Source organism: Salmonella sp. 2020_1395, from assembly GCF_043848115.1.
Taxonomy (GTDB): Bacteria; Pseudomonadota; Gammaproteobacteria; order Enterobacterales; family Enterobacteriaceae; genus Salmonella; species Salmonella enterica.
Map to the genome: position 1 here is coordinate 160,343 of NZ_JBCMFH010000007.1, position 19,722 is coordinate 180,064.

At 56.8% G+C, this 19,722-nt stretch carries 19 protein-coding genes; 17 read left to right on the forward strand and 2 right to left on the reverse strand.

Annotation, left to right across the window (positions count from 1 at the left end):
• Window positions 1–11 precede the first annotated feature (11 nt).
• The 3 genes from nudK to ACH0WD_RS13355 all read left to right on the forward strand — a co-directional run bounded on the left by nudK (window position 12) and on the right by ACH0WD_RS13355 (window position 2,113).
• Window positions 12–587: a GDP-mannose pyrophosphatase NudK gene (gene nudK / locus ACH0WD_RS13345; RefSeq protein ID WP_000084037.1), complete on the forward strand. Its 576-nt coding sequence runs from the start codon at window positions 12–14 to the stop codon at window positions 585–587.
• 124 nt (window positions 588–711) lie between these two features.
• Window positions 712–1,755: a DUF1176 domain-containing protein gene (locus ACH0WD_RS13350; protein ID WP_001270668.1), complete on the forward strand. Its 1,044-nt coding sequence runs from the start codon at window positions 712–714 to the stop codon at window positions 1,753–1,755.
• Between the two features lie 127 nt (window positions 1,756–1,882).
• Entirely contained in the window at window positions 1,883–2,113 is a 231-nt protein-coding gene (locus ACH0WD_RS13355; protein ID WP_000700635.1) for a hypothetical protein, read from the forward strand.
• A 62-nt stretch (window positions 2,114–2,175) separates the two neighbouring features.
• Here the strand turns inward: ACH0WD_RS13355 and tkt are convergent, their stop codons facing one another.
• The gene (gene tkt, locus ACH0WD_RS13360) at window positions 2,176–4,176 is read right to left on the reverse strand and encodes a transketolase (RefSeq protein ID WP_000087326.1); all 2,001 of its coding nucleotides are present in this window, start codon (window positions 4,174–4,176) and stop codon (window positions 2,176–2,178) included.
• 19 nt (window positions 4,177–4,195) lie between these two features.
• Window positions 4,196–5,146 (reverse strand): transaldolase, encoded by a 951-nt coding sequence (gene tal / locus ACH0WD_RS13365; RefSeq protein WP_001072443.1) that lies wholly within the window; start codon window positions 5,144–5,146, stop codon window positions 4,196–4,198.
• Between the two features lie 271 nt (window positions 5,147–5,417).
• Between tal and maeB the strand changes: the two genes are divergently transcribed.
• The 14 genes from maeB to eutB all read left to right on the forward strand — a co-directional run bounded on the left by maeB (window position 5,418) and on the right by eutB (window position 19,713).
• The gene (gene maeB / locus ACH0WD_RS13370; protein ID WP_000344299.1) at window positions 5,418–7,697 is read left to right on the forward strand and encodes an NADP-dependent oxaloacetate-decarboxylating malate dehydrogenase; all 2,280 of its coding nucleotides are present in this window, start codon (window positions 5,418–5,420) and stop codon (window positions 7,695–7,697) included.
• A 416-nt stretch (window positions 7,698–8,113) separates the two neighbouring features.
• On the forward strand, window positions 8,114–8,449 hold the full coding sequence (gene eutS / locus ACH0WD_RS13375) for an ethanolamine utilization microcompartment protein EutS (protein ID WP_001031445.1): 336 nt from the start codon (window positions 8,114–8,116) through the stop codon (window positions 8,447–8,449).
• 12 nt (window positions 8,450–8,461) lie between these two features.
• Window positions 8,462–8,941, forward strand: coding sequence for an ethanolamine utilization acetate kinase EutP (gene eutP / locus ACH0WD_RS13380; protein WP_000820755.1), 480 nt, complete (start codon window positions 8,462–8,464; stop codon window positions 8,939–8,941).
• Window positions 8,919–9,608: an ethanolamine utilization acetate kinase EutQ gene (gene eutQ / locus ACH0WD_RS13385; protein WP_000733867.1), complete on the forward strand. Its 690-nt coding sequence runs from the start codon at window positions 8,919–8,921 to the stop codon at window positions 9,606–9,608. The genes eutP and eutQ overlap by 23 nt, the downstream gene beginning before the upstream one ends.
• On the forward strand, window positions 9,605–10,408 hold the full coding sequence (gene eutT / locus ACH0WD_RS13390) for an ethanolamine utilization cob(I)yrinic acid a,c-diamide adenosyltransferase EutT (protein WP_000997661.1): 804 nt from the start codon (window positions 9,605–9,607) through the stop codon (window positions 10,406–10,408). The genes eutQ and eutT overlap by 4 nt, the downstream gene beginning before the upstream one ends.
• Window positions 10,405–11,421, forward strand: coding sequence for a phosphate acetyltransferase (pta, locus tag ACH0WD_RS13395; RefSeq protein WP_000582921.1), 1,017 nt, complete (start codon window positions 10,405–10,407; stop codon window positions 11,419–11,421). Before eutT ends, pta begins: the two co-directional genes overlap by 4 nt.
• Window positions 11,422–11,461: 40 nt before the next feature.
• On the forward strand, window positions 11,462–11,752 hold the full coding sequence (gene eutM, locus ACH0WD_RS13400; protein WP_000387716.1) for an ethanolamine utilization microcompartment protein EutM: 291 nt from the start codon (window positions 11,462–11,464) through the stop codon (window positions 11,750–11,752).
• A 112-nt stretch (window positions 11,753–11,864) separates the two neighbouring features.
• Window positions 11,865–12,152: an ethanolamine utilization microcompartment protein EutN gene (gene eutN / locus ACH0WD_RS13405; protein ID WP_001522340.1), complete on the forward strand. Its 288-nt coding sequence runs from the start codon at window positions 11,865–11,867 to the stop codon at window positions 12,150–12,152.
• Window positions 12,153–12,163: 11 nt separating this feature from the next.
• Window positions 12,164–13,567 carry an aldehyde dehydrogenase family protein gene (locus ACH0WD_RS13410; protein ID WP_001075642.1) on the forward strand — a complete coding sequence of 468 codons (1,404 nt, stop codon included), beginning with the start codon at window positions 12,164–12,166 and terminating at the stop codon, window positions 13,565–13,567.
• A 10-nt stretch (window positions 13,568–13,577) separates the two neighbouring features.
• Window positions 13,578–14,417, forward strand: a complete 840-nt coding sequence (gene eutJ / locus ACH0WD_RS13415) for an ethanolamine utilization protein EutJ (RefSeq protein WP_000929675.1) — start codon at window positions 13,578–13,580, stop codon at window positions 14,415–14,417.
• Entirely contained in the window at window positions 14,407–15,594 is a 1,188-nt protein-coding gene (eutG, locus tag ACH0WD_RS13420) for an ethanolamine utilization ethanol dehydrogenase EutG (protein ID WP_001147507.1), read from the forward strand. The genes eutJ and eutG overlap by 11 nt, the downstream gene beginning before the upstream one ends.
• A gap of 119 nt (window positions 15,595–15,713) precedes the next feature.
• Window positions 15,714–16,940, forward strand: coding sequence for an ethanolamine utilization protein EutH (eutH, locus tag ACH0WD_RS13425; protein ID WP_000512356.1), 1,227 nt, complete (start codon window positions 15,714–15,716; stop codon window positions 16,938–16,940).
• A complete protein-coding gene (gene eutA, locus ACH0WD_RS13430; RefSeq protein WP_001097525.1) occupies window positions 16,937–18,340 on the forward strand; it encodes an ethanolamine ammonia-lyase reactivating factor EutA in 1,404 nt (467 codons plus the stop codon). Before eutH ends, eutA begins: the two co-directional genes overlap by 4 nt.
• An 11-nt stretch (window positions 18,341–18,351) precedes the next feature.
• Window positions 18,352–19,713, forward strand: coding sequence for an ethanolamine ammonia-lyase subunit alpha (gene eutB / locus ACH0WD_RS13435; protein ID WP_000769990.1), 1,362 nt, complete (start codon window positions 18,352–18,354; stop codon window positions 19,711–19,713).
• Window positions 19,714–19,722: the final 9 nt, after the last annotated feature.

The following is a 19,722-nucleotide window of genomic DNA, read 5'->3' on the forward strand; positions in this document are numbered from 1 at the left end:
CTGGAGCCAGCATGTCGCAAACCATTACGCTTATTAAGGATAAAATTCTTTCTGATAATTATTTTACTCTGCGCAACATTACCTATGACCTGACCCGTCGTAATGGCGAGGTTATCCGTCACAAGCGTGAGGTTTACGATCGCGGGAATGGCGCAACCATTCTGCTTTACAACTCAACTAAAAAAACCGTGGTTCTGGTTCGCCAGTTTCGCGTGGCGACATGGGTCAACGGTAATCAAGACGGTATGTTAATTGAAACCTGCGCTGGCCTGCTTGATAACGACGAGCCGGAGGTCTGTATCCGTAAAGAGGCCATTGAAGAGACAGGGTATGACGTTGGTGAGGTACGCAAGATATTTGAGCTGTATATGTCGCCAGGCGGCGTCACGGAGCTGATTCATTTCTTCATTGCCGAATATCATGATAGCGAGCGCGCCAGCATCGGCGGCGGCGTGGAGGATGAAGAGATTGAGGTGCTTGAACTGCCGTTTTCCCGGGCGCTGGAAATGGTGCGCTCAGGCGAGATTCGGGACGGTAAGACCGTGTTATTGCTTAACTATTTACAGACGTCTCATCTAATGGACTGAAAAAAAAGAAATATATTTCTTTACACAAAAAAGACCAATCCGATAAATCTGATTGAGAACCCTGAGGCGCGCAAGGAAGATACCGCCTTAGCTGTGTTGTTCTGAATCTGGGGTTGTTCCGTTCATGCGCTACCGCGTTATTCTTTTTTGTCTGTTTGGCCTGTTGCCGGTCCAGCTACTGTGGGCTGCGCCAGCGCAACGGACTTTTTCCGACTGGCAGGTCACCTGCAATAACCAAAATTTTTGCGTAGCGCGCAATACTGGCGAACATCATGGGCTGGTGATGACATTAAGCCGCAGCGCCGGGGCGCGTACCGATGCGGTACTGCGTATCGACCGCGGCGGTTTGGCGCCGCCCGACGCTAAAGAAGCCGCAATTGCGCCTCGCTTATTGCTGGATGGCAAACCGCTTTCGTTCAACAGTCCACACTGGCGCGTGTCGCCCTGGCATCTCATGACTGGCGATCCTGCCACCATCACCGCATTTTTACAGACGATTCAGGATGCGCAGGCTATCACCTTAAAAAACGGCGTTCAGACGCTTTCGCTGGCGGGATTAAAAGCGGCATTACTGTTTATCGACGCGCAACAAAAACGTGTGGGCAGCGAAACCGCCTGGATTGAAAAAGGAAACGAACCGCCGCTCAGCGTGCCCCCGGCACCGGCATTAAAGGGGATCGCCGTGATTAATCCAACGCCCGTACCGCTGAGTGAGGAAGAACGCGACGATCTGCTGGACTACGCAGCATGGCGGGTAAACGGCATTCGCTGTTCGCTTGACCCGCTGCGTCGCGAGACGCAGGTCAGCGCGTTGACGGATGATAAAGCGTTATTGATTGTTAACTGCGAAGCCGGCGCCTATAACACTATTGATCTCGCCTGGGTAGTTTCACGCAAAAAAACGCTCGCCTCGCGCGCCGTACGTTTGCGGCTGCCGTTTAATCGCGGCGTCGAAAGTAATGACATGGAGTTGATGAACGCCTTCTTTGACGAGAAAACGCGCGAGCTGGTGACGTTGGCGAAAGGGCGGGGGTTAACCGACTGTGGTATCCAGACGCGCTGGCGCTATGATGGCGATCGTTTTCGTCTGGTACGTTATGCCGAAGAACCGAGCTGCGATAACTGGCACGGGCCGGATGCCTGGCCTACGCTGTGGATCACGCGTTGAATCCTGGTTGTTATCCCCTTTTCAGAATAGGGATACACCTATTGAGGTTTCATTTATGGTATAGAGATTGCTACGTTACGGTAGGATTGTTACTTTACCCGATAGCCTCACCACAGCAGGAAATAGTATGAAAATAAATAATGGCCCCGTATTATGCCCCCATTGTGGCTGCCTGAGCGCTTATTATGAAATAGATCGGCTGGCGGCGATAAGAGAGAAAGTGAATAAAGAAGGCGGATCAGCGGCATGGGATTCAACATTACAGGCGCATAAAAAAAAGGCCTTTTGCCTGATGTGCCATAAATCCATTGATGAGGTCGTCATCGGGCAGTCAGATGCGCCTGAGTCTACGAAGTAATTTTGCACAGCCTACAGAACAGGTCTGCAGACTGTGCAAAGTCTGTGTTGCTAACGCTCGCCTTAGCCTTTGATGTTTAGCACCCGGCGGGCTTTTTCTACAATATTTTCCACGGTAAAGCCAAAATACGGGAACAGTTTGTCAGCCGGAGCGGATTCACCGTATCCCGTCATGCCGATAATTGCGCCTTTTAGGCCAACATATTTATACCAGTAGTCGGCTATACCGGCTTCCACCGCGACGCGGGCGGTCACGTGCGCCGGTAGCACTGATTCGCGATATGCCTCGTCCTGCGCATCGAAAATATCCGTTGAAGGCAACGACACCACGCGAACGTTATGCCCCTCGCCAGTCAATTTTTCCGCCGCCTGGAGGGTAATTTCCATTTCCGATCCGGTAGCGATCAGAATGATATCCGGCTTGCCGCCGCTATCTTTCAGAATATAACCGCCGCGGGCAATCGCTTTCACCTGTTCCGGCGTGCGTTCCACCTGCGCCAGATTCTGCCGCGAGAGAATCAACGCCGTCGGCCCGTGCTGACGTTCAATGGCCAGCTTCCAACCGACTGCCGCCTCAACCTGATCGCAGGGACGCCAGGTGCTGAAGTTAGGCGTTAAGCGCAGGCTCGCCAGTTGTTCCACGGCCTGGTGCGTCGGGCCATCTTCGCCCAAACCGATGGAGTCGTGGGTATAGACCATAATCTGCCGGGCTTTCATTAAGGCCGCCATACGCGCCGCGTTACGCGCATATTCGACAAACATCAGAAACGTGGCGGTATACGGTACAAAGCCGCCGTGGTGGGCGATGCCGTTAGCAATGGCGGTCATGCCGAATTCGCGCACGCCATAGTGGATGTAATTACCTGCCGGATCCTCTTTCAACGAGGTCGAACCTTTCCAGATAGTCAGGTTGCTCGGCGCCAGATCCGCCGATCCGCCCAACAGTTCCGGCAACAGGGGACCGTAGGCATTGAGCGTATTTTGCGATGCTTTACGGGTGGCGATTTTGGCCGGATTAGCCTGCAAGTCGTTAATAAATTTTTGCGTGGCGGATTCCCATGCCTCCGGCAATCCGCCGCTCATCCGGCGGGTAAACTCCGCGGCCAGCTCAGGATAAGCCTTCTCATAAGCAGCAAACTTTTCCTGCCACTGCTGCTGCGCTTTCTCGCCTTTTTCACGGCCATCCCACGCGCGGTAAATTTCTTTTGGGATCTCAAACGCCGGATGATGCCATCCCAGCTTCTGGCGGGTCAGCGCCACCTCTTCTTCGCCCAGCGCCGCGCCGTGCGACTCCTCTTTCCCGGCTTTATTCGGCGAGCCAAAACCTATCACCGTCCGACAGATAATTAGCGAAGGTTTATCTTTTACGCTCTGGGCTTCGAGAATGGCTTTTTTCACCGCCTCCGGATCGTGCCCGTCAATGTCATGTACGACATGCCAGTGGTAGGCTTCAAAACGTTTGGCGGTATCGTCGGTAAACCAGCCTTCGGTTTCGCCATCAATGGAGATGCCGTTGTGATCGTAAAAGCCGATCAGTTTGCCCAGTCCCAGCGTACCAGCCAGCGAACACACCTCATGCGAGATCCCCTCCATCAGACAGCCGTCGCCCATAAAGACATAGGTGTAGTGGTCGACAATCTCATGGTCCGGCCGGTTGAACTGTGCGCCTAACGTACGCTCGGCAATCGCCAGCCCGACGGCATTCGCCAGCCCCTGGCCCAGCGGCCCGGTGGTGGTTTCAACGCCAGGCGTATAGCCAATCTCCGGGTGACCTGGCGTTTTAGAGTGCAGTTGACGGAAGTTTTTTAACTCCTCCAGCGGCAGGTCATAACCGGTTAAATGCAGCAGACTATAGAGCAGCATGGAGGCGTGACCGTTGGAAAGGATAAAACGATCACGGTCATACCAGGTCGGATCGGTGGGGTTATGTTTAAGAAAATCGTTCCATAGCACTTCAGCGATATCCGCCATCCCCATCGGCGCGCCGGGGTGCCCGGAATTGGCTTTTTGAACGGCATCCATGCTCAGCGCACGAATCGCATTGGCAAGGTCTTTACGGGACATAAATCACTCCATGCAAGGTTTATAGTTTGGCGGCAAGCAGGTCTTCCAGTTTGCGCTGGTCAACGGCAAAAAGACGGATACCTTCCGACAGCTTCTCTACGGCCATCGCGTCCTGATTATGTTCCCAGCGGAACTCCGCTTCCGTCATTGGCGTAGGACGGTGGAACATCTGCGAGGAAGGCACCAGTTTACGGATCACCGGTTCTTCTTTTTCTTTCAGCTCTTTAAGCAGGTTAGGGGAGATAGTCAGTCGATCGCAGCCGGTTAGCGCGAGGATTTGCTCAGTACGGCGGAAACTTGCCCCCATCACGATGGTTTCATAGCGATGCTGTTTAAAGTAATCGTAGATATTGCGTACCGATTTCACGCCGGGATCTTCCTCCACGACATACGGCTCCAGCGGACTACGCGCCTGATACCAGTCGTAAATTCGGCCCACGAACGGAGAGATCAAATAGACGCCCGCTTCGGCGCAGGCACGCGCCTGGGCAAAAGAGAACAACAACGTCAGGTTGCAATTAATGCCCTCTTTTTCGAGCTGCCCGGCGGCGCGGATACCTTCCCAGGTTGCGGCGAGCTTGATCAGAATGCGCGATTTATCAATACCCTGCTGCTGGTAGAGATCCACCAGATGGCGCGCTTTCTCGATACTTTTTTCTTTATCGAATGATAACCGCGCGTCGACTTCAGTGGAGACGCGACCGGGAATACTTTTCAGTATTTCCGCGCCAAAATTAACCGCCAGTTTATCGCTGGCTGCCGCAACCTGCTGTTCCTGCGTACCGCCGTGTTTTTTTCCCCAGGCAATCGCATCCTCAATCAAATGACCATACTGCTCAAGCCCGGCGGCTTTTAACAGTAAAGAGGGATTTGTCGTGGCATCCTGCGGCTGGTAGTGGCGGATGGACTCGATGTCGCCGCTGTCGGCGACGACGGTAGTGAATTGTTTGATGCCGTCTAGCTGGTTCATAGGAAATACTCCTTGAAAAGTAAAGTGTTAGATGAGTGTGTTGATTCACACTTCTGAAAGATTGATACACTACATAACCAAAAAGCATAGCAGACAGGCATGGTATTGCTGGTATAAGCAGGTAACATGGCCGTTATAAGTTGATAACAAACTCTTGCGCCGTGTCGTGATAGTTTGCAGACCTTCAAAGTTTGTGTTGCGCAGTACGGTGATAATGTGCGGCGCACCAGGCCGCGTCACTTTTTGAACGATACGTGAAAGGAACAACAAAATGGATGAGCAGTTAAAACAAAGCGCCCTTGATTTCCACGAATTTCCGGTACCCGGTAAAATTCAGGTTTCTCCGACTAAGCCCCTTGCTACCCAACGCGATCTGGCGTTGGCTTACTCGCCAGGCGTGGCGGCGCCCTGCCTGGAAATCGAAAAAGATCCGCTGGCAGCCTACAAATACACCGCGCGCGGCAACCTTGTCGCGGTCATTTCCAACGGTACAGCGGTACTGGGGTTAGGCAACATTGGCGCGCTGGCCGGCAAGCCGGTCATGGAAGGCAAAGGCGTTCTGTTTAAAAAATTCGCCGGCATCGATGTGTTTGACATTGAAGTCGATGAGCTTGATCCGGACAAATTTATCAATGTGGTCGCAGCGCTGGAGCCGACCTTTGGCGGCATTAACCTCGAAGACATTAAAGCGCCGGAATGTTTCTATATTGAGCAGAAACTGCGCGAGCGCATGAACATCCCGGTTTTCCATGACGATCAGCACGGAACGGCGATCATTAGTACGGCCGCCATTCTTAATGGCCTACGAGTCGTAGAGAAAAATATTTCCGACGTGCGGATGGTCGTCTCCGGCGCAGGGGCGGCGGCAATCGCTTGTATGAACCTGCTGGTCGCGTTGGGGATGCAAAAGCACAACATCGTGGTGTGCGACTCTAAGGGCGTTATTTACAAAGGCCGTGAGCCGAATATGGCGGAGACCAAAGCGGCCTATGCGGTAGACGACAGCGGCAAGCGCACGCTGGATGAGGTCATTGACGGCGCGGATATTTTCCTCGGCTGTTCAGGCCCGAAAGTGCTGACTCAGGAGATGGTGAAGAAAATGGCCCGCGCGCCAATGATTCTGGCGCTGGCCAACCCGGAACCGGAAATTCTGCCGCCGCTGGCGAAAGAAGTGCGTCCGGACGCCATTATCTGTACCGGTCGTTCCGACTATCCGAACCAGGTGAACAACGTATTGTGCTTCCCGTTTATCTTCCGCGGCGCACTGGACGTCGGCGCGACGGCGATCAACGAAGAGATGAAACTGGCGGCGGTCCGTGCGATTGCCGAGCTGGCGCACGCCGAACAGAGCGAAGTGGTGGCCTCGGCCTATGGCGATCAGGACCTGAGCTTTGGGCCAGAATACATTATTCCGAAACCGTTTGACCCGCGTCTGATTGTCAAAATCGCTCCGGCGGTCGCGAAAGCGGCAATGGATTCCGGCGTGGCGACGCGCCCGATTGCTGACTTTGATGCCTATATCGATAAACTGACCGAGTTTGTCTACAAAACTAACCTGTTCATGAAGCCGATCTTCTCGCAGGCACGCAAAGATCCGAAGCGCGTAGTGCTGCCGGAAGGGGAAGAGGCGCGCGTGCTGCACGCAACCCAGGAGTTGATAACCCTGGGGCTGGCGAAGCCCATCCTGATCGGGCGTCCGAGCGTGATCGAAATGCGTATCCAGAAACTGGGGCTACAGATCAAAGCGGGAGTTGATTTCGAGATCGTGAATAATGAATCCGATCCGCGCTTCAAAGAGTACTGGAGCGAGTATTACCAGATCATGAAGCGTCGCGGGGTAACTCAGGAACAGGCGCAGCGTGCGATGATCGGCAACCATACGGCCATTGGCGCAATCATGGTGCAGCGTGGGGAAGCGGATGCGATGATCTGCGGCACCATCGGCGACTACCATGAGCATTTCAGCGTCGTGAAAGCCGTCTTTGGCTACCGTGACGGCGTGCATACGGCAGGGGCGATGAACGCCTTACTGCTGCCAAGCGGCAACACTTTTATCGCCGATACTTATGTTAACGAAGATCCCACACCGGAACAGTTGGCGGAGATCGCCGTAATGGCGGCGGAAACCGTTCGCCGCTTTGGTATTGAGCCGAAAGTCGCGCTGTTGTCGCACTCTAACTTTGGTTCCTCAAATTCGCTGTCCGCCAGCAAAATGCGCGAAACCCTTGAGCGGGTACGCGAACGAGCGCCCGATCTGATGATTGACGGCGAGATGCACGGTGATGCGGCGTTGGTGGAAAGTATTCGTAATGACCGGATGCCGGATAGCCCGCTGAAGGGAGCCGCCAATATTCTGGTGATGCCGAATATGGAAGCCGCCCGCATTAGTTACAACTTACTACGCGTCTCCAGTTCCGAAGGCGTCACGGTCGGCCCGGTCCTGATGGGCGTGTCTAAACCGGTACATGTATTAACGCCGATCGCCTCTGTACGTCGTATCGTGAATATGGTGGCGTTAGCGGTAGTTGAAGCGCAAACCACGCCGCTTTAATAACGCATTACTCTCTCTTCTGGCGCAGGTTCTCCTGCGCTTTTTTTATGCGCCGCTGGGCTTCGCCATGGTATGAAAGGCTCGGGTGGGGATATTCTGGAACCTATTGCGTTACCCCTACTTATTTCACTGAATCTGTACTATGCACAAATCGAGTGATACGTATTATTTTTATCAATGGTAGTAATACAAAGAATAGTCGGTGAGTATTTATTGCGGAACAGGCTTAAATTCAGAATGACGCCTGAAAATGTGATGCACCACGATATTTATCGTTAACACCTTCGACAGAAGTCACTTTTATTTTCTTTCTCTTAGTGATCTACCTCACCTTTTACATCACCTTGCCGAATTTTGTTATTTACTCCGACAAAAAATTGCCACGATGACGGCAGTTTCAGTGGAGACGGTGAGCAATGAATAAAGAACGCATTATTCAGGAATTTGTGCCGGGCAAACAGGTCACGCTGGCGCATCTCATTGCGCACCCTGGTGAAGAACTGGCGAAAAAGATCGGTGTTCCCGATGCCGGCGCGATTGGCATTATGACTTTAACGCCGGGGGAAACGGCGATGATCGCTGGCGATTTAGCGATGAAGGCTGCGGATGTACACATCGGTTTTCTCGACAGATTTAGCGGCGCGCTGGTGATTTATGGCACCGTCGGCGCAGTAGAAGAAGCGCTATTACAGACGGTCAGCGGGCTGGGGCGATTATTAAACTTTACCCTGTGTGAGTTAACAAAAAGTTAATTGGTGGCGGTAATGAAACGTATTGCTTTTGTCGGCGCGGTCGGTGCCGGAAAGACAACGCTTTTTAACGCGTTACGGGGAAATTATTCCCTCGCCAGAAAAACGCAGGCCGTGGAATTTAATGATCATGGCGATATCGATACGCCGGGTGAATATTTTAGCCATCCCCGTTGGTATCACGCCTTAATTACCACGTTGCAGGATGTGGACACGCTGATTTATGTCCACGCGGTAAACGATAAAGAAAGTCGCTTACCTGCCGGGTTATTGGATGTTGGAACCCGTAAACGACATATCGCCGTTATCAGCAAAACGGACATGCCGGATGCCGACGTCGCCGCTACGCGGCAGTTGCTTTGCGAGATTGGATTCCGGGAGCCGATTTTCGAGCTCAACGGCCACGACCCGCAAAGCGTGCGGCAGTTGGTGGATTATCTGGCGGCTCTCAGTGAACAGGAGGAAAAGGCAGGTGAAAAAACTTATCACAGCTAACGATATTCGTGCGGCCCACGCCCGCGGCGAACAGGCGATGTCGGTAGTGCTGCGCGCCAGCATTATTACCCCGGAGGCTCGCGAAGTGGCGGAACTACTGGGATTCACGATTACCGAATGCGACGAGTCCGTCCCGGCATCCACATCGGCGCAGGCGTGTAAAAGCGAAAGCCAGCGCATTCGGGAAGCCATCATCGCGCAGCTCCCGGAAGGGCAGTTTACTGAAAGCCTGGTGGCGCAGTTGATGGAAAAAGTGCTGAAGGAAAAGCAGTCGCTGGAACTGGGGACGATGCAGCCGAGCTTTACCTCCGTCACGGGTAAAGGCGGCGTGAAAGTCATTGACGGCAGCAGCGTGAAATTTGGCCGCTTCGACGGCGCCGAACCGCACTGCGTCGGCTTAACCGATCTGGTTACAGAGCAGGACGGCAGCAGCATGGCCGCCGGGTTTATGCAGTGGGACAACGCCTTTTTCCCGTGGACGCTGAACTACGACGAAATCGACATGGTGCTGGAGGGCGAACTGCATGTACGCCATGAAGGCGAAACCATGATTGCCAAAGCCGGAGATGTCATGTTCATCCCTAAAGGCTCCAGCATTGAATTTGGCACGCCAACGTCCGTGCGCTTTCTGTACGTCGCCTGGCCTGCGAACTGGCAATCCGTATGAACGATTTCATCACCGAAACGTGGCTCAGAGCGAATCATACGCTCAGCGAAGGATCGGAGATCCATCTGCCCGCTGACGCACGACTGACGCCCTCGGCCCGGGAACTGCTGGAAAGTCGCCGCCTGCGCATTAAGTTTCTGGATCAGCAAGGCCGGCTGTTTGTCGATGATGACGAACAGCAGCCGCAGCCGGTACATGGCTTAACCAGTAGCGATACGCACCCACAGGCCTGCTGTGAACTGTGCCGCCAGCCGGTGGTGAAAAAGCCCGATACGCTGACCCATCTGACGGCGGACAAAATGGTCGCCAAAAGCGACCCGCGCCTCGGCTTTCGCGCCGCGCTCGACAGCGCCATCGCACTGACCGTGTGGCTACAAATCGAACTGGCGGAACCCTGGCAGCCGTGGCTTTTCGATATCCGCTCGCGGCTGGGCAACATTATGCGCGCCGACGCTATAGATGAACCGCTGGCGGCGCAGTCTATCGTCGGGCTGAACGAGGATGAGCTGCATCGGCTTTCCCACCAGCCGCTGCGCTATCTCGACCACGATCACCTGGTGCCGGAGGCCAGCCACGGTCGCGATGCGGCGCTGCTTAATCTGCTGCGAACCAAAGTCCGCGAAACGGAAACCCTCGCCGCACAAGTGTTTATTACCCGTAGTTTTGAGGTCTTGCGCCCGGACATTTTACAGGCGCTAAACCGTCTCTCCAGCACGGTTTACGTGATGATGATTTTGAGCGTGGCGAAACATCCGCTGACGGTCGCCCAAATTCAACAACGGTTGGGAGAGAAGCCATGATCATTGAACGCGCCCGCGAACTGGCGGTACGCGCCCCCGCCAGAGTCGTCTTTCCTGATGCGCTGGACGAACGCGTGCTGAAAGCGGCGCATTACCTGCAACAGTACGGTCTGGCTCGCCCCGTTCTGGTCGCCAGTCCGTTTGCGCTGCGTCAGTTTGCCCTGAGTCATCGTATGGCGATGGATGGCATTCAGGTCATCGACCCACACAGCAACCTGAGTATGCGCCAGCGTTTTGCACAACGCTGGCTCGCCCGTGCCGGAGAAAAAACGCCGCCGGACGCAGTGGAAAAGCTTAGCGACCCGCTAATGTTCGCTGCCGCCATGGTGAGCGCCGGTGAGGCTGATGTGTGTATCGCAGGCAACCTGTCGTCAACGGCGAATGTGCTGCGCGCAGGGCTGCGGGTGATTGGCCTGCAACCCGGGTGCAAAACATTGTCGTCTATTTTCCTGATGCTGCCGCAGTATGCCGGTCCGGCATTAGGGTTCGCCGATTGCAGCGTAGTGCCGCAGCCGACGGCGGCGCAGCTGGCGGATATCGCTATCGCCAGCGCCGACACCTGGCAGGCCATTACCGGCGAAGAGCCGCGCGTGGCGATGCTGTCATTTTCAAGCAACGGCAGCGCCCGTCACCCCAATGTTGCCAACGTGCAGCAGGCGACAGAGCTCGTTCGCGAACGTGCGCCGCAACTGCTTGTGGACGGTGAATTGCAGTTTGACGCCGCTTTCGTACCGGAGGTCGCCGCGCAAAAAGCGCCTGACAGCCCGCTGCAAGGCCGCGCCAACGTGATGATTTTCCCGTCGCTGGAGGCGGGCAATATTGGCTACAAAATCGCTCAGCGTCTGGGAGGCTATCGCGCTGTTGGGCCGCTAATTCAGGGGCTTGCCGCGCCGCTTCACGACCTCTCCCGAGGCTGTAGCGTGCAGGAAATTATCGAACTGGCGTTGGTGGCAGCCGTGCCGCGCCAGGCTGACGTGAGCCGCGAACGCAGCTTACACACACTGGTTGAATGAACGGTCCCGTTCTGGACCCCTTTAATGAGAGGAAAACACGATGGAAGCATTAGGAATGATTGAAACCCGGGGCCTGGTTGCGCTGATTGAGGCCTCAGATGCGATGGTAAAAGCCGCACGCGTGAAGCTGGTCGGCGTGAAGCAGATTGGCGGTGGCCTGTGTACGGCCATGGTGCGTGGCGACGTGGCGGCGTGCAAAGCCGCAACCGATGCTGGCGCCGCTGCGGCGCAGCGCATTGGCGAGCTGGTCTCCGTACACGTGATTCCACGCCCGCACGGCGATCTGGAAGAAGTGTTCCCGATCAGCTTCAAAGGCGACAGCAACATTTGATGGTAGGCCGGATAAGACGCGCAGCGTCGCCATCCGGCATGAATGCGCGCCATTGCCTGATGGTGCGCAGATCCAAGGCCTACGACCCAACGGGCAATCCATGGAGGCGGATATGAAACTGGCAGTCGTCACAGGACAAATCGTATGTACCGTCCGCCATCAGGGACTGGCGCATGACAAATTGCTGATGGTGGAAATGATCGATGCCCAGGGCAACCCCGACGGGCAGTGTGCCGTCGCCATCGACAGTATCGGGGCGGGAACCGGAGAGTGGGTACTGCTGGTCAGCGGCAGTTCCGCACGCCAGGCGCATCGCAGCGAATTATCACCGGTCGATCTGTGCGTCATTGGCATCGTCGATGAAGTGGTGGCTGGCGGGAAAGTGGTTTTCCATAAATAGGACTGAACATCATGAATCAACAGGATATTGAACAGGTGGTGAAAGCGGTACTGCTGAAAATGAAAGACAGCAGCCAGCCGGCCAGCACTGTTCATGAGATGGGCGTTTTTGCCTCCCTGGATGACGCAGTGGCGGCAGCAAAACGGGCCCAGCAGGGGCTGAAGAGCGTGGCGATGCGCCAGCTTGCCATTCATGCCATTCGCGAAGCGGGCGAAAAACACGCCCGAGAATTAGCGGAACTTGCCGTCAGCGAAACCGGCATGGGACGCGTTGACGATAAATTTGCTAAAAACGTGGCGCAGGCGCGCGGCACGCCGGGCGTCGAGTGTTTATCTCCGCAGGTGCTGACCGGCGATAACGGCCTGACGCTGATTGAAAATGCGCCGTGGGGCGTGGTGGCCTCGGTCACGCCGTCCACCAATCCGGCGGCGACGGTGATTAATAACGCCATCAGCCTGATTGCCGCAGGCAACAGCGTCGTGTTTGCCCCGCATCCGGCGGCGAAAAAGGTCTCTCAGCGGGCAATCACCCTCCTCAATCAGGCGGTGGTCGCCGCCGGCGGCCCGGAAAATCTGCTGGTCACCGTGGCGAACCCGGATATCGAAACCGCCCAGCGGTTGTTCAAATATCCCGGTATTGGCCTGCTGGTGGTGACTGGCGGCGAAGCGGTGGTGGACGCGGCGCGTAAACATACTAATAAACGCCTGATCGCCGCCGGTGCCGGCAATCCCCCGGTGGTGGTGGATGAGACCGCCGACCTGCCGCGCGCTGCACAATCCATCGTCAAAGGCGCGTCGTTTGATAACAACATCATCTGTGCCGACGAAAAAGTGCTGATTGTGGTGGATAGCGTCGCCGACGAGCTGATGCGTCTGATGGAAGGTCAGCACGCGGTGAAACTGACCGCCGCTCAGGCCGAACAGCTCCAGCCGGTGCTGCTGAAGAATATTGATGAGCGCGGCAAAGGCACCGTCAGCCGTGACTGGGTCGGTCGTGACGCGGGCAAGATTGCCGCAGCCATCGGCCTGAACGTCCCGGATCAAACGCGCCTGCTGTTTGTTGAAACCTCTGCCAACCATCCGTTCGCGGTGACCGAACTGATGATGCCGGTGCTTCCTGTCGTACGCGTTGCCAACGTTGAAGAAGCCATTGCGCTGGCGGTCCAGCTTGAGGGCGGCTGCCACCACACCGCGGCAATGCACTCGCGCAATATCGACAATATGAACCAGATGGCGAACGCCATTGATACCAGTATTTTCGTCAAAAACGGTCCGTGCATTGCTGGTCTCGGACTGGGCGGTGAAGGCTGGACCACCATGACCATCACCACGCCAACCGGCGAAGGGGTGACCAGCGCGCGTACCTTTGTGCGGCTGCGTCGATGCGTGCTGGTGGATGCGTTTCGCATTGTATAAGGGATGACTCATGGCGCACGACGAACAACTCTGGCTCACCCCAAGACTGCAAAAAGCGGCGGCCCTGTGTAACCAGACGCCCGCCGCCAGCGATACACCGCTGTGGCTGGGCGTCGATTTGGGCACCTGCGACGTGGTGTCGATGGTGGTCGACGGCAACGCCCAGCCGGTGGCGGTATGCCTTGACTGGGCCGACGTTGTGCGTGACGGCATCGTCTGGGATTTCTTCGGCGCCGTCACCCTCGTGCGCCGCCATCTCGACACCCTTGAACAGCAGCTCGGCTGCCGCTTTACCCACGCGGCGACCTCGTTCCCGCCGGGCACCGACCCGCGTATTTCGATCAACGTGCTGGAGTCTGCCGGGTTAGAAGTCAGCCACGTACTGGATGAGCCGACGGCGGTAGCGGATCTGCTGGCGCTTGATAATGCAGGCGTGGTGGATATTGGCGGCGGCACTACCGGCATTGCCATCGTCAAACAGGGCAAGGTGACTTACTCCGCCGATGAAGCCACTGGCGGGCACCATATCTCCCTGACGCTGGCGGGCAACCGCCGTATTCCCCTGGAAGAGGCGGAACAGTACAAGCGCAGCAATGCGCAGGAGATTTGGCCGGTAGTGAAGCCGGTGTACGAAAAGATGGCGGAGATCGTTGCTCGCCACATTGAAGGGCAAGGAATTGCTGATTTATGGCTGGCGGGCGGTTCCTGTATGCAGCCGGGCGTGGAGGCGTTATTTCGCCAGCGTTTCCCGGAGTTACAGGTGCATTTACCGCAGCACAGCCTGTTTATGACCCCGCTGGCGATAGCTAACAGCGGGAGAGCGAAAGCGGAGGGACTCTATGCAAGCTGAACTACAGACGGCGCTGTTTCAGGCATTCGACACCCTGAATCTACAACGGGTGAAAACGTTCAGCGTACCGCCGGTCACGCTATGCGGGCTTGGGGCGCTCGGCGCCTGCGGCCAGGAAGCGCAAGCGCGAGGCGTAAGCCATTTGTTTGTGATGGTCGACAGCTTCCTGCATCAGGCGGGAATGACCGCGCCGCTGGCACGCAGCCTGGCGATGAAAGGCGTGGCGATGACGGTCTGGCCGTGTCCGCCAGGCGAGCCGTGCATCACCGATGTCTGCGCGGCGGTGGCGCAACTGCGTGAGGCGGCGTGCGACGGCGTAGTGGCCTTTGGCGGCGGTTCGGTGCTGGACGCGGCGAAAGCGGTCGCCCTGCTGGTGACTAACCCTGACCAGACGCTGAGCGCCATGACCGAGCGCAGTACATTACGCCCGCGTCTGCCGCTGATTGCGGTGCCGACCACCGCCGGAACCGGTTCAGAAACCACCAACGTGACGGTGATTATCGACGCGGTCAGCGGGCGCAAGCAGGTGCTGGCACACGCGTCACTAATGCCGGATGTGGCGATTCTTGATGCTGCCGTGACCGAAGGCGTTCCGCCAAATGTGACGGCAATGACCGGTATCGATGCGTTGACGCATGCGATTGAGGCCTACAGCGCGCTCAACGCCACGCCGTTTACCGACAGCCTGGCGATTGGCGCGATAGCGATGATTGGCAAATCGCTGCCGAAAGCCGTGGGTTACGGCCACGATCTGGCGGCGCGTGAAAATATGTTACTGGCCTCCTGTATGGCGGGAATGGCCTTTTCCAGCGCCGGTCTGGGGCTGTGTCATGCGATGGCGCACCAGCCAGGGGCGGCGCTGCATATTCCGCACGGCCAGGCCAACGCTATGCTGCTGCCAACGGTCATGGGCTTTAACCGGATGGTATGCCGCGAACGCTTCAGTCAAATCGGCCGGGCGCTAACCAATAAGAAATCGGACGATCGCGATGCGATTGCGGCGGTGAGCGAGCTGATTGCCGAAGTGGGGCAGAGCAAACGGCTGGCTGACGCTGGCGCCAAACCCGAACACTACAGCGCGTGGGCGCAAGCCGCGCTGGAGGATATTTGTCTGCGCAGTAACCCACGCACCGCCACACAGGCACAGATTATCGACCTGTACGTGGCTGCCGGGTAATGCCTGTAGGCCGGATAAGGTGCTCGCACCGCCATCCGGCAATAACACGGCGTTAATGCCGGAGGCGACGTAAACGTCTTATCCGGCCTACAAATCATAAATGGCAGGGAGTAAGGGCTATGGGAATTAACGAAATCATCATGTACATCATGATGTTCTTTATGCTGATTGCCGCCGTGGACAGAATCCTGTCGCAGTTCGGCGGGTCGGCGCGCTTCCTCGGTAAATTCGGCAAGAGTATCGAGGGGTCTGGCGGCCAGTTTGAAGAGGGCTTTATGGCGATGGGCGCGCTGGGACTGGCGATGGTCGGTATGACCGCGCTGGCGCCGGTGCTGGCGCATGTACTGGGGCCGGTTATTATCCCGGTATACGAAATGCTGGGCGCGAACCCATCCATGTTCGCGGGTACGCTACTGGCTTGTGATATGGGCGGGTTCTTCCTCGCCAAAGAGCTGGCCGGCGGTGATATCGCGGCGTGGCTATACTCAGGGTTAATACTTGGGTCGATGATGGGGCCGACCATTGTGTTCTCCATTCCGGTGGCGCTCGGCATTATCGAACCGTCTGACCGCCGCTACCTGGCGCTTGGCGTACTGGCGGGTATCGTCACCATTCCCATTGGCTGCATTGCGGGGGGACTGATCGCCATGTACTCAGGCGTGCAGATCAATGGTCAGCCAGTGGAGTTTACCTTCGCGCTGATCCTGATGAACATGATCCCGGTATTGATTGTCGCGGTGCTGGTAGCGCTGGGGCTGAAGTTCATCCCGGAAAAAATGATCAACGGTTTCCAGATTTTCGCCAAATTTCTGGTGGCGCTGATCACCATCGGTCTGGCGGCTGCGGTGGTTAAATTCCTGTTGGGCTGGGAGTTGATTCCGGGGCTCGACCCGATCTTTATGGCGCCAGGCGACAAACCCGGCGAAGTGATGCGCGCCATTGAAGTGATCGGCTCTATCTCCTGCGTGCTGCTCGGCGCGTATCCGATGGTGCTGTTACTGACCCGCTGGTTTGAAAAACCGTTGATGAATGTCGGTAAACTGCTGAACGTAAATAATATTGCGGCGGCAGGCATGGTAGCGACCCTGGCGAACAATATCCCCATGTTCGGCATGATGAAGCAGATGGATACCCGCGGCAAAGTGATTAACTGCGCATTTGCCGTCTCTGCGGCGTTCGCGCTGGGCGACCATTTAGGCTTCGCCGCTGCCAACATGAACGCCATGATCTTCCCGATGATTGTCGGCAAGCTGATCGGCGGCGTGACGGCGATTGGCGTGGCGATGATGCTGGTGCCGAAAGATGACGCCGCCCAGGTGAAAACCGAAGCGGAGGCGCAATCGTGAACACTCGCCAGCTACTGAGCGTCGGTATCGATATCGGCACCACCACCACGCAGGTGATCTTCTCGCGCCTGGAGTTGGTTAACCGTGCGGCGGTGTCGCAGGTGCCGCGCTACGAATTCATCAAACGCGACATTAGCTGGCAAAGCCCGGTCTTCTTTACGCCCGTGGATAAGCAGGGCGGTCTGAAAGAGGCCGAACTTAAAGCGCTGATTCTGGCCCAGTATCAGGCCGCAGGCATCGCGCCTGAATCGGTGGACTCAGGGGCTATCATTATCACCGGCGAAAGCGCCAAAACCCGCAACGCCCGTCCGGCGGTCATGACGCTCTCGCAGTCGCTGGGCGACTTTGTGGTCGCCAGCGCCGGGCCGCATCTGGAATCAGTCATTGCCGGTCACGGCGCCGGAGCGCAAAGCTTGTCTGAGCAGCGGATGTGTCGGGTGCTGAATATTGATATCGGCGGCGGCACGTCTAACTACGCGCTGTTTGACGCGGGAAAAGTCAGCGGCACCGCCTGCCTTAACGTCGGTGGTCGCCTGCTGGAAACCGACGCTCAGGGGCGCGTGGTTTATGCCCATCAGCCGGGGCAGATGATTATCGATGAGGTATTCGGTTCGGGTACTGATGCTCGCGCCTTAGCTGCCGCACAGTTGGGGCAGGTGGCGCGGCGGATGGCGGATCTCATCGTCGAGGTTATCACCGGCGCGCTTTCGCCGCTGGCGCAATCGCTGATGCAAACCGGGCTGCTGCCCGCCGATATTACGCCGGAGGTGATCACTCTTTCCGGCGGGGTGGGCGAGTGCTATCGCCATCAGCCTGCCGATCCGTTCTGCTTTTCTGACATTGGACCGCTGCTCGCCACGGCGTTGCATGAACACCCGCGTCTGCGCGAGATGAACGTGCAGTTTCCGGCGCAAACCGTGCGTGCCACGGTGATTGGCGCGGGGGCCCATACGCTCTCGCTTTCCGGCAGTACTATCTGGCTGGAAGACGTCCAACTGCCGCTGCGCAACCTGCCGGTGGCGATCCCGCAGGATGACGCCGATCTGGTGAACGCCTGGCGGCAGGCGCTTCTCCAGCTTGATCTCGACCCGCAAACCGACGCTTACGTGCTGGCGCTTCCCGCCACGCTTCCGGTGCGTTACGCCGCATTACTCACGGTCATCAACGCGCTGACGGCTTTTGTCGCGCGTTATCCCAATCCACATCCCCTGCTGGTGGTGGCCGAGCAGGATTTTGGTAAAGCGCTGGGCATGTTATTGCGCCCACAGTTACCGCAACTTCCGCTGGCGGTCATCGATGAGGTGGTCGTGCGGGCGGGAGACTATATCGACATTGGTACGCCTCTTTTTGGCGGATCGGTTGTGCCGGTGACGGTGAAATCACTCGCATTTCCTTCCTGAGGGAACGACTTATGAAACTAAAGACCACATTGTTCGGCAATGTTTATCAGTTTAAGGATGTAAAAGAGGTACTGGCCAAAGCCAACGAACTGCGTTCGGGGGATGTGCTGGCCGGGGTTGCCGCGGCAAGTTCGCAGGAGCGCGTAGCGGCAAAACAGGTACTGTCGGAAATGACGGTGGCGGATATCCGCAACAATCCGGTGATTGCCTATGAAGAGGACTGCGTGACGCGCCTGATTCAGGACGACGTCAACGAAACGGCCTATAACCGGATTAAAAACTGGAGCATCAGCGAACTGCGTGAATACGTGCTGAGCGATGAAACCTCCGTGGACGACATCGCGTTTACCCGCAAAGGCCTGACCTCCGAAGTGGTGGCGGCAGTAGCGAAAATCTGCTCCAACGCTGACCTGATCTACGGCGGCAAGAAAATGCCGGTGATCAAAAAAGCCAATACCACCATCGGTATTCCGGGCACCTTTAGCTGCCGTTTGCAGCCGAACGATACCCGTGACGATGTACAGAGTATCGCCGCGCAAATCTACGAAGGGCTTTCTTTCGGCGCAGGCGATGCGGTGATCGGCGTTAACCCGGTGACCGATGACGTGGAGAACCTGACCCGCGTGCTCGACACCGTTTACGGCGTTATCGATAAATTCAATATTCCGACCCAGGGCTGCGTGCTGGCGCACGTCACCACCCAGATCGAAGCGATTCGTCGCGGCGCGCCGGGCGGACTGATTTTCCAGAGCATTTGCGGCAGCGAGAAGGGCTTAAAAGAGTTCGGCGTGGAACTGGCGATGCTCGACGAAGCGCGGGCTGTGGGGGCGGAGTTCAACCGCATCGCCGGGGAAAACTGCCTGTACTTTGAAACCGGGCAAGGGTCTGCGCTGTCGGCTGGTGCGAACTTTGGTGCCGACCAGGTGACGATGGAAGCGCGTAACTACGGGCTGGCGCGCCACTACGATCCGTTCCTGGTGAACACCGTGGTGGGCTTTATCGGGCCGGAGTATCTCTACAACGACAGGCAGATTATCCGCGCCGGTCTCGAAGATCACTTTATGGGCAAGCTGAGCGGCATCTCGATGGGCTGCGACTGCTGCTATACCAACCATGCCGACGCCGACCAGAACCTTAACGAAAACCTGATGATTCTGCTCGCCACTGCCGGCTGTAACTACATCATGGGGATGCCGCTCGGCGACGACATCATGCTCAACTACCAGACCACCGCTTTCCACGATACCGCCACCGTCCGTCAGTTGCTGAATTTACGGCCATCGCCGGAGTTTGAACGCTGGCTGGAAACGATGGGCATTATGGCAAATGGTCGTCTGACCAAACGGGCGGGCGATCCGTCACTGTTCTTCTGATGACGCGGG

Coding starts and splice junctions, on each gene's coding strand:
- nudK (WP_000084037.1), top strand. CDS start 12: ATGTCGCAAACCATTACGCTTATTAAGGATAAAATTCTTTCTGATAAT.
- eutT (WP_000997661.1), top strand. CDS start 9,605: ATGAACGATTTCATCACCGAAACGTGGCTCAGAGCGAATCATACGCTC.
- ACH0WD_RS13410 (WP_001075642.1), top strand. CDS start 12,164: ATGAATCAACAGGATATTGAACAGGTGGTGAAAGCGGTACTGCTGAAA.
- eutJ (WP_000929675.1), top strand. CDS start 13,578: ATGGCGCACGACGAACAACTCTGGCTCACCCCAAGACTGCAAAAAGCG.
- maeB (WP_000344299.1), top strand. CDS start 5,418: ATGGATGAGCAGTTAAAACAAAGCGCCCTTGATTTCCACGAATTTCCG.
- tal (WP_001072443.1), bottom strand. CDS start 5,146: ATGAACCAGCTAGACGGCATCAAACAATTCACTACCGTCGTCGCCGAC.
- tkt (WP_000087326.1), bottom strand. CDS start 4,176: ATGTCCCGTAAAGACCTTGCCAATGCGATTCGTGCGCTGAGCATGGAT.
- pta (WP_000582921.1), top strand. CDS start 10,405: ATGATCATTGAACGCGCCCGCGAACTGGCGGTACGCGCCCCCGCCAGA.
- eutP (WP_000820755.1), top strand. CDS start 8,462: ATGAAACGTATTGCTTTTGTCGGCGCGGTCGGTGCCGGAAAGACAACG.
- eutN (WP_001522340.1), top strand. CDS start 11,865: ATGAAACTGGCAGTCGTCACAGGACAAATCGTATGTACCGTCCGCCAT.
- ACH0WD_RS13355 (WP_000700635.1), top strand. CDS start 1,883: ATGAAAATAAATAATGGCCCCGTATTATGCCCCCATTGTGGCTGCCTG.
- eutS (WP_001031445.1), top strand. CDS start 8,114: ATGAATAAAGAACGCATTATTCAGGAATTTGTGCCGGGCAAACAGGTC.
- ACH0WD_RS13350 (WP_001270668.1), top strand. CDS start 712: ATGCGCTACCGCGTTATTCTTTTTTGTCTGTTTGGCCTGTTGCCGGTC.
- eutM (WP_000387716.1), top strand. CDS start 11,462: ATGGAAGCATTAGGAATGATTGAAACCCGGGGCCTGGTTGCGCTGATT.
- eutH (WP_000512356.1), top strand. CDS start 15,714: ATGGGAATTAACGAAATCATCATGTACATCATGATGTTCTTTATGCTG.
- eutG (WP_001147507.1), top strand. CDS start 14,407: ATGCAAGCTGAACTACAGACGGCGCTGTTTCAGGCATTCGACACCCTG.
- eutB (WP_000769990.1), top strand. CDS start 18,352: ATGAAACTAAAGACCACATTGTTCGGCAATGTTTATCAGTTTAAGGAT.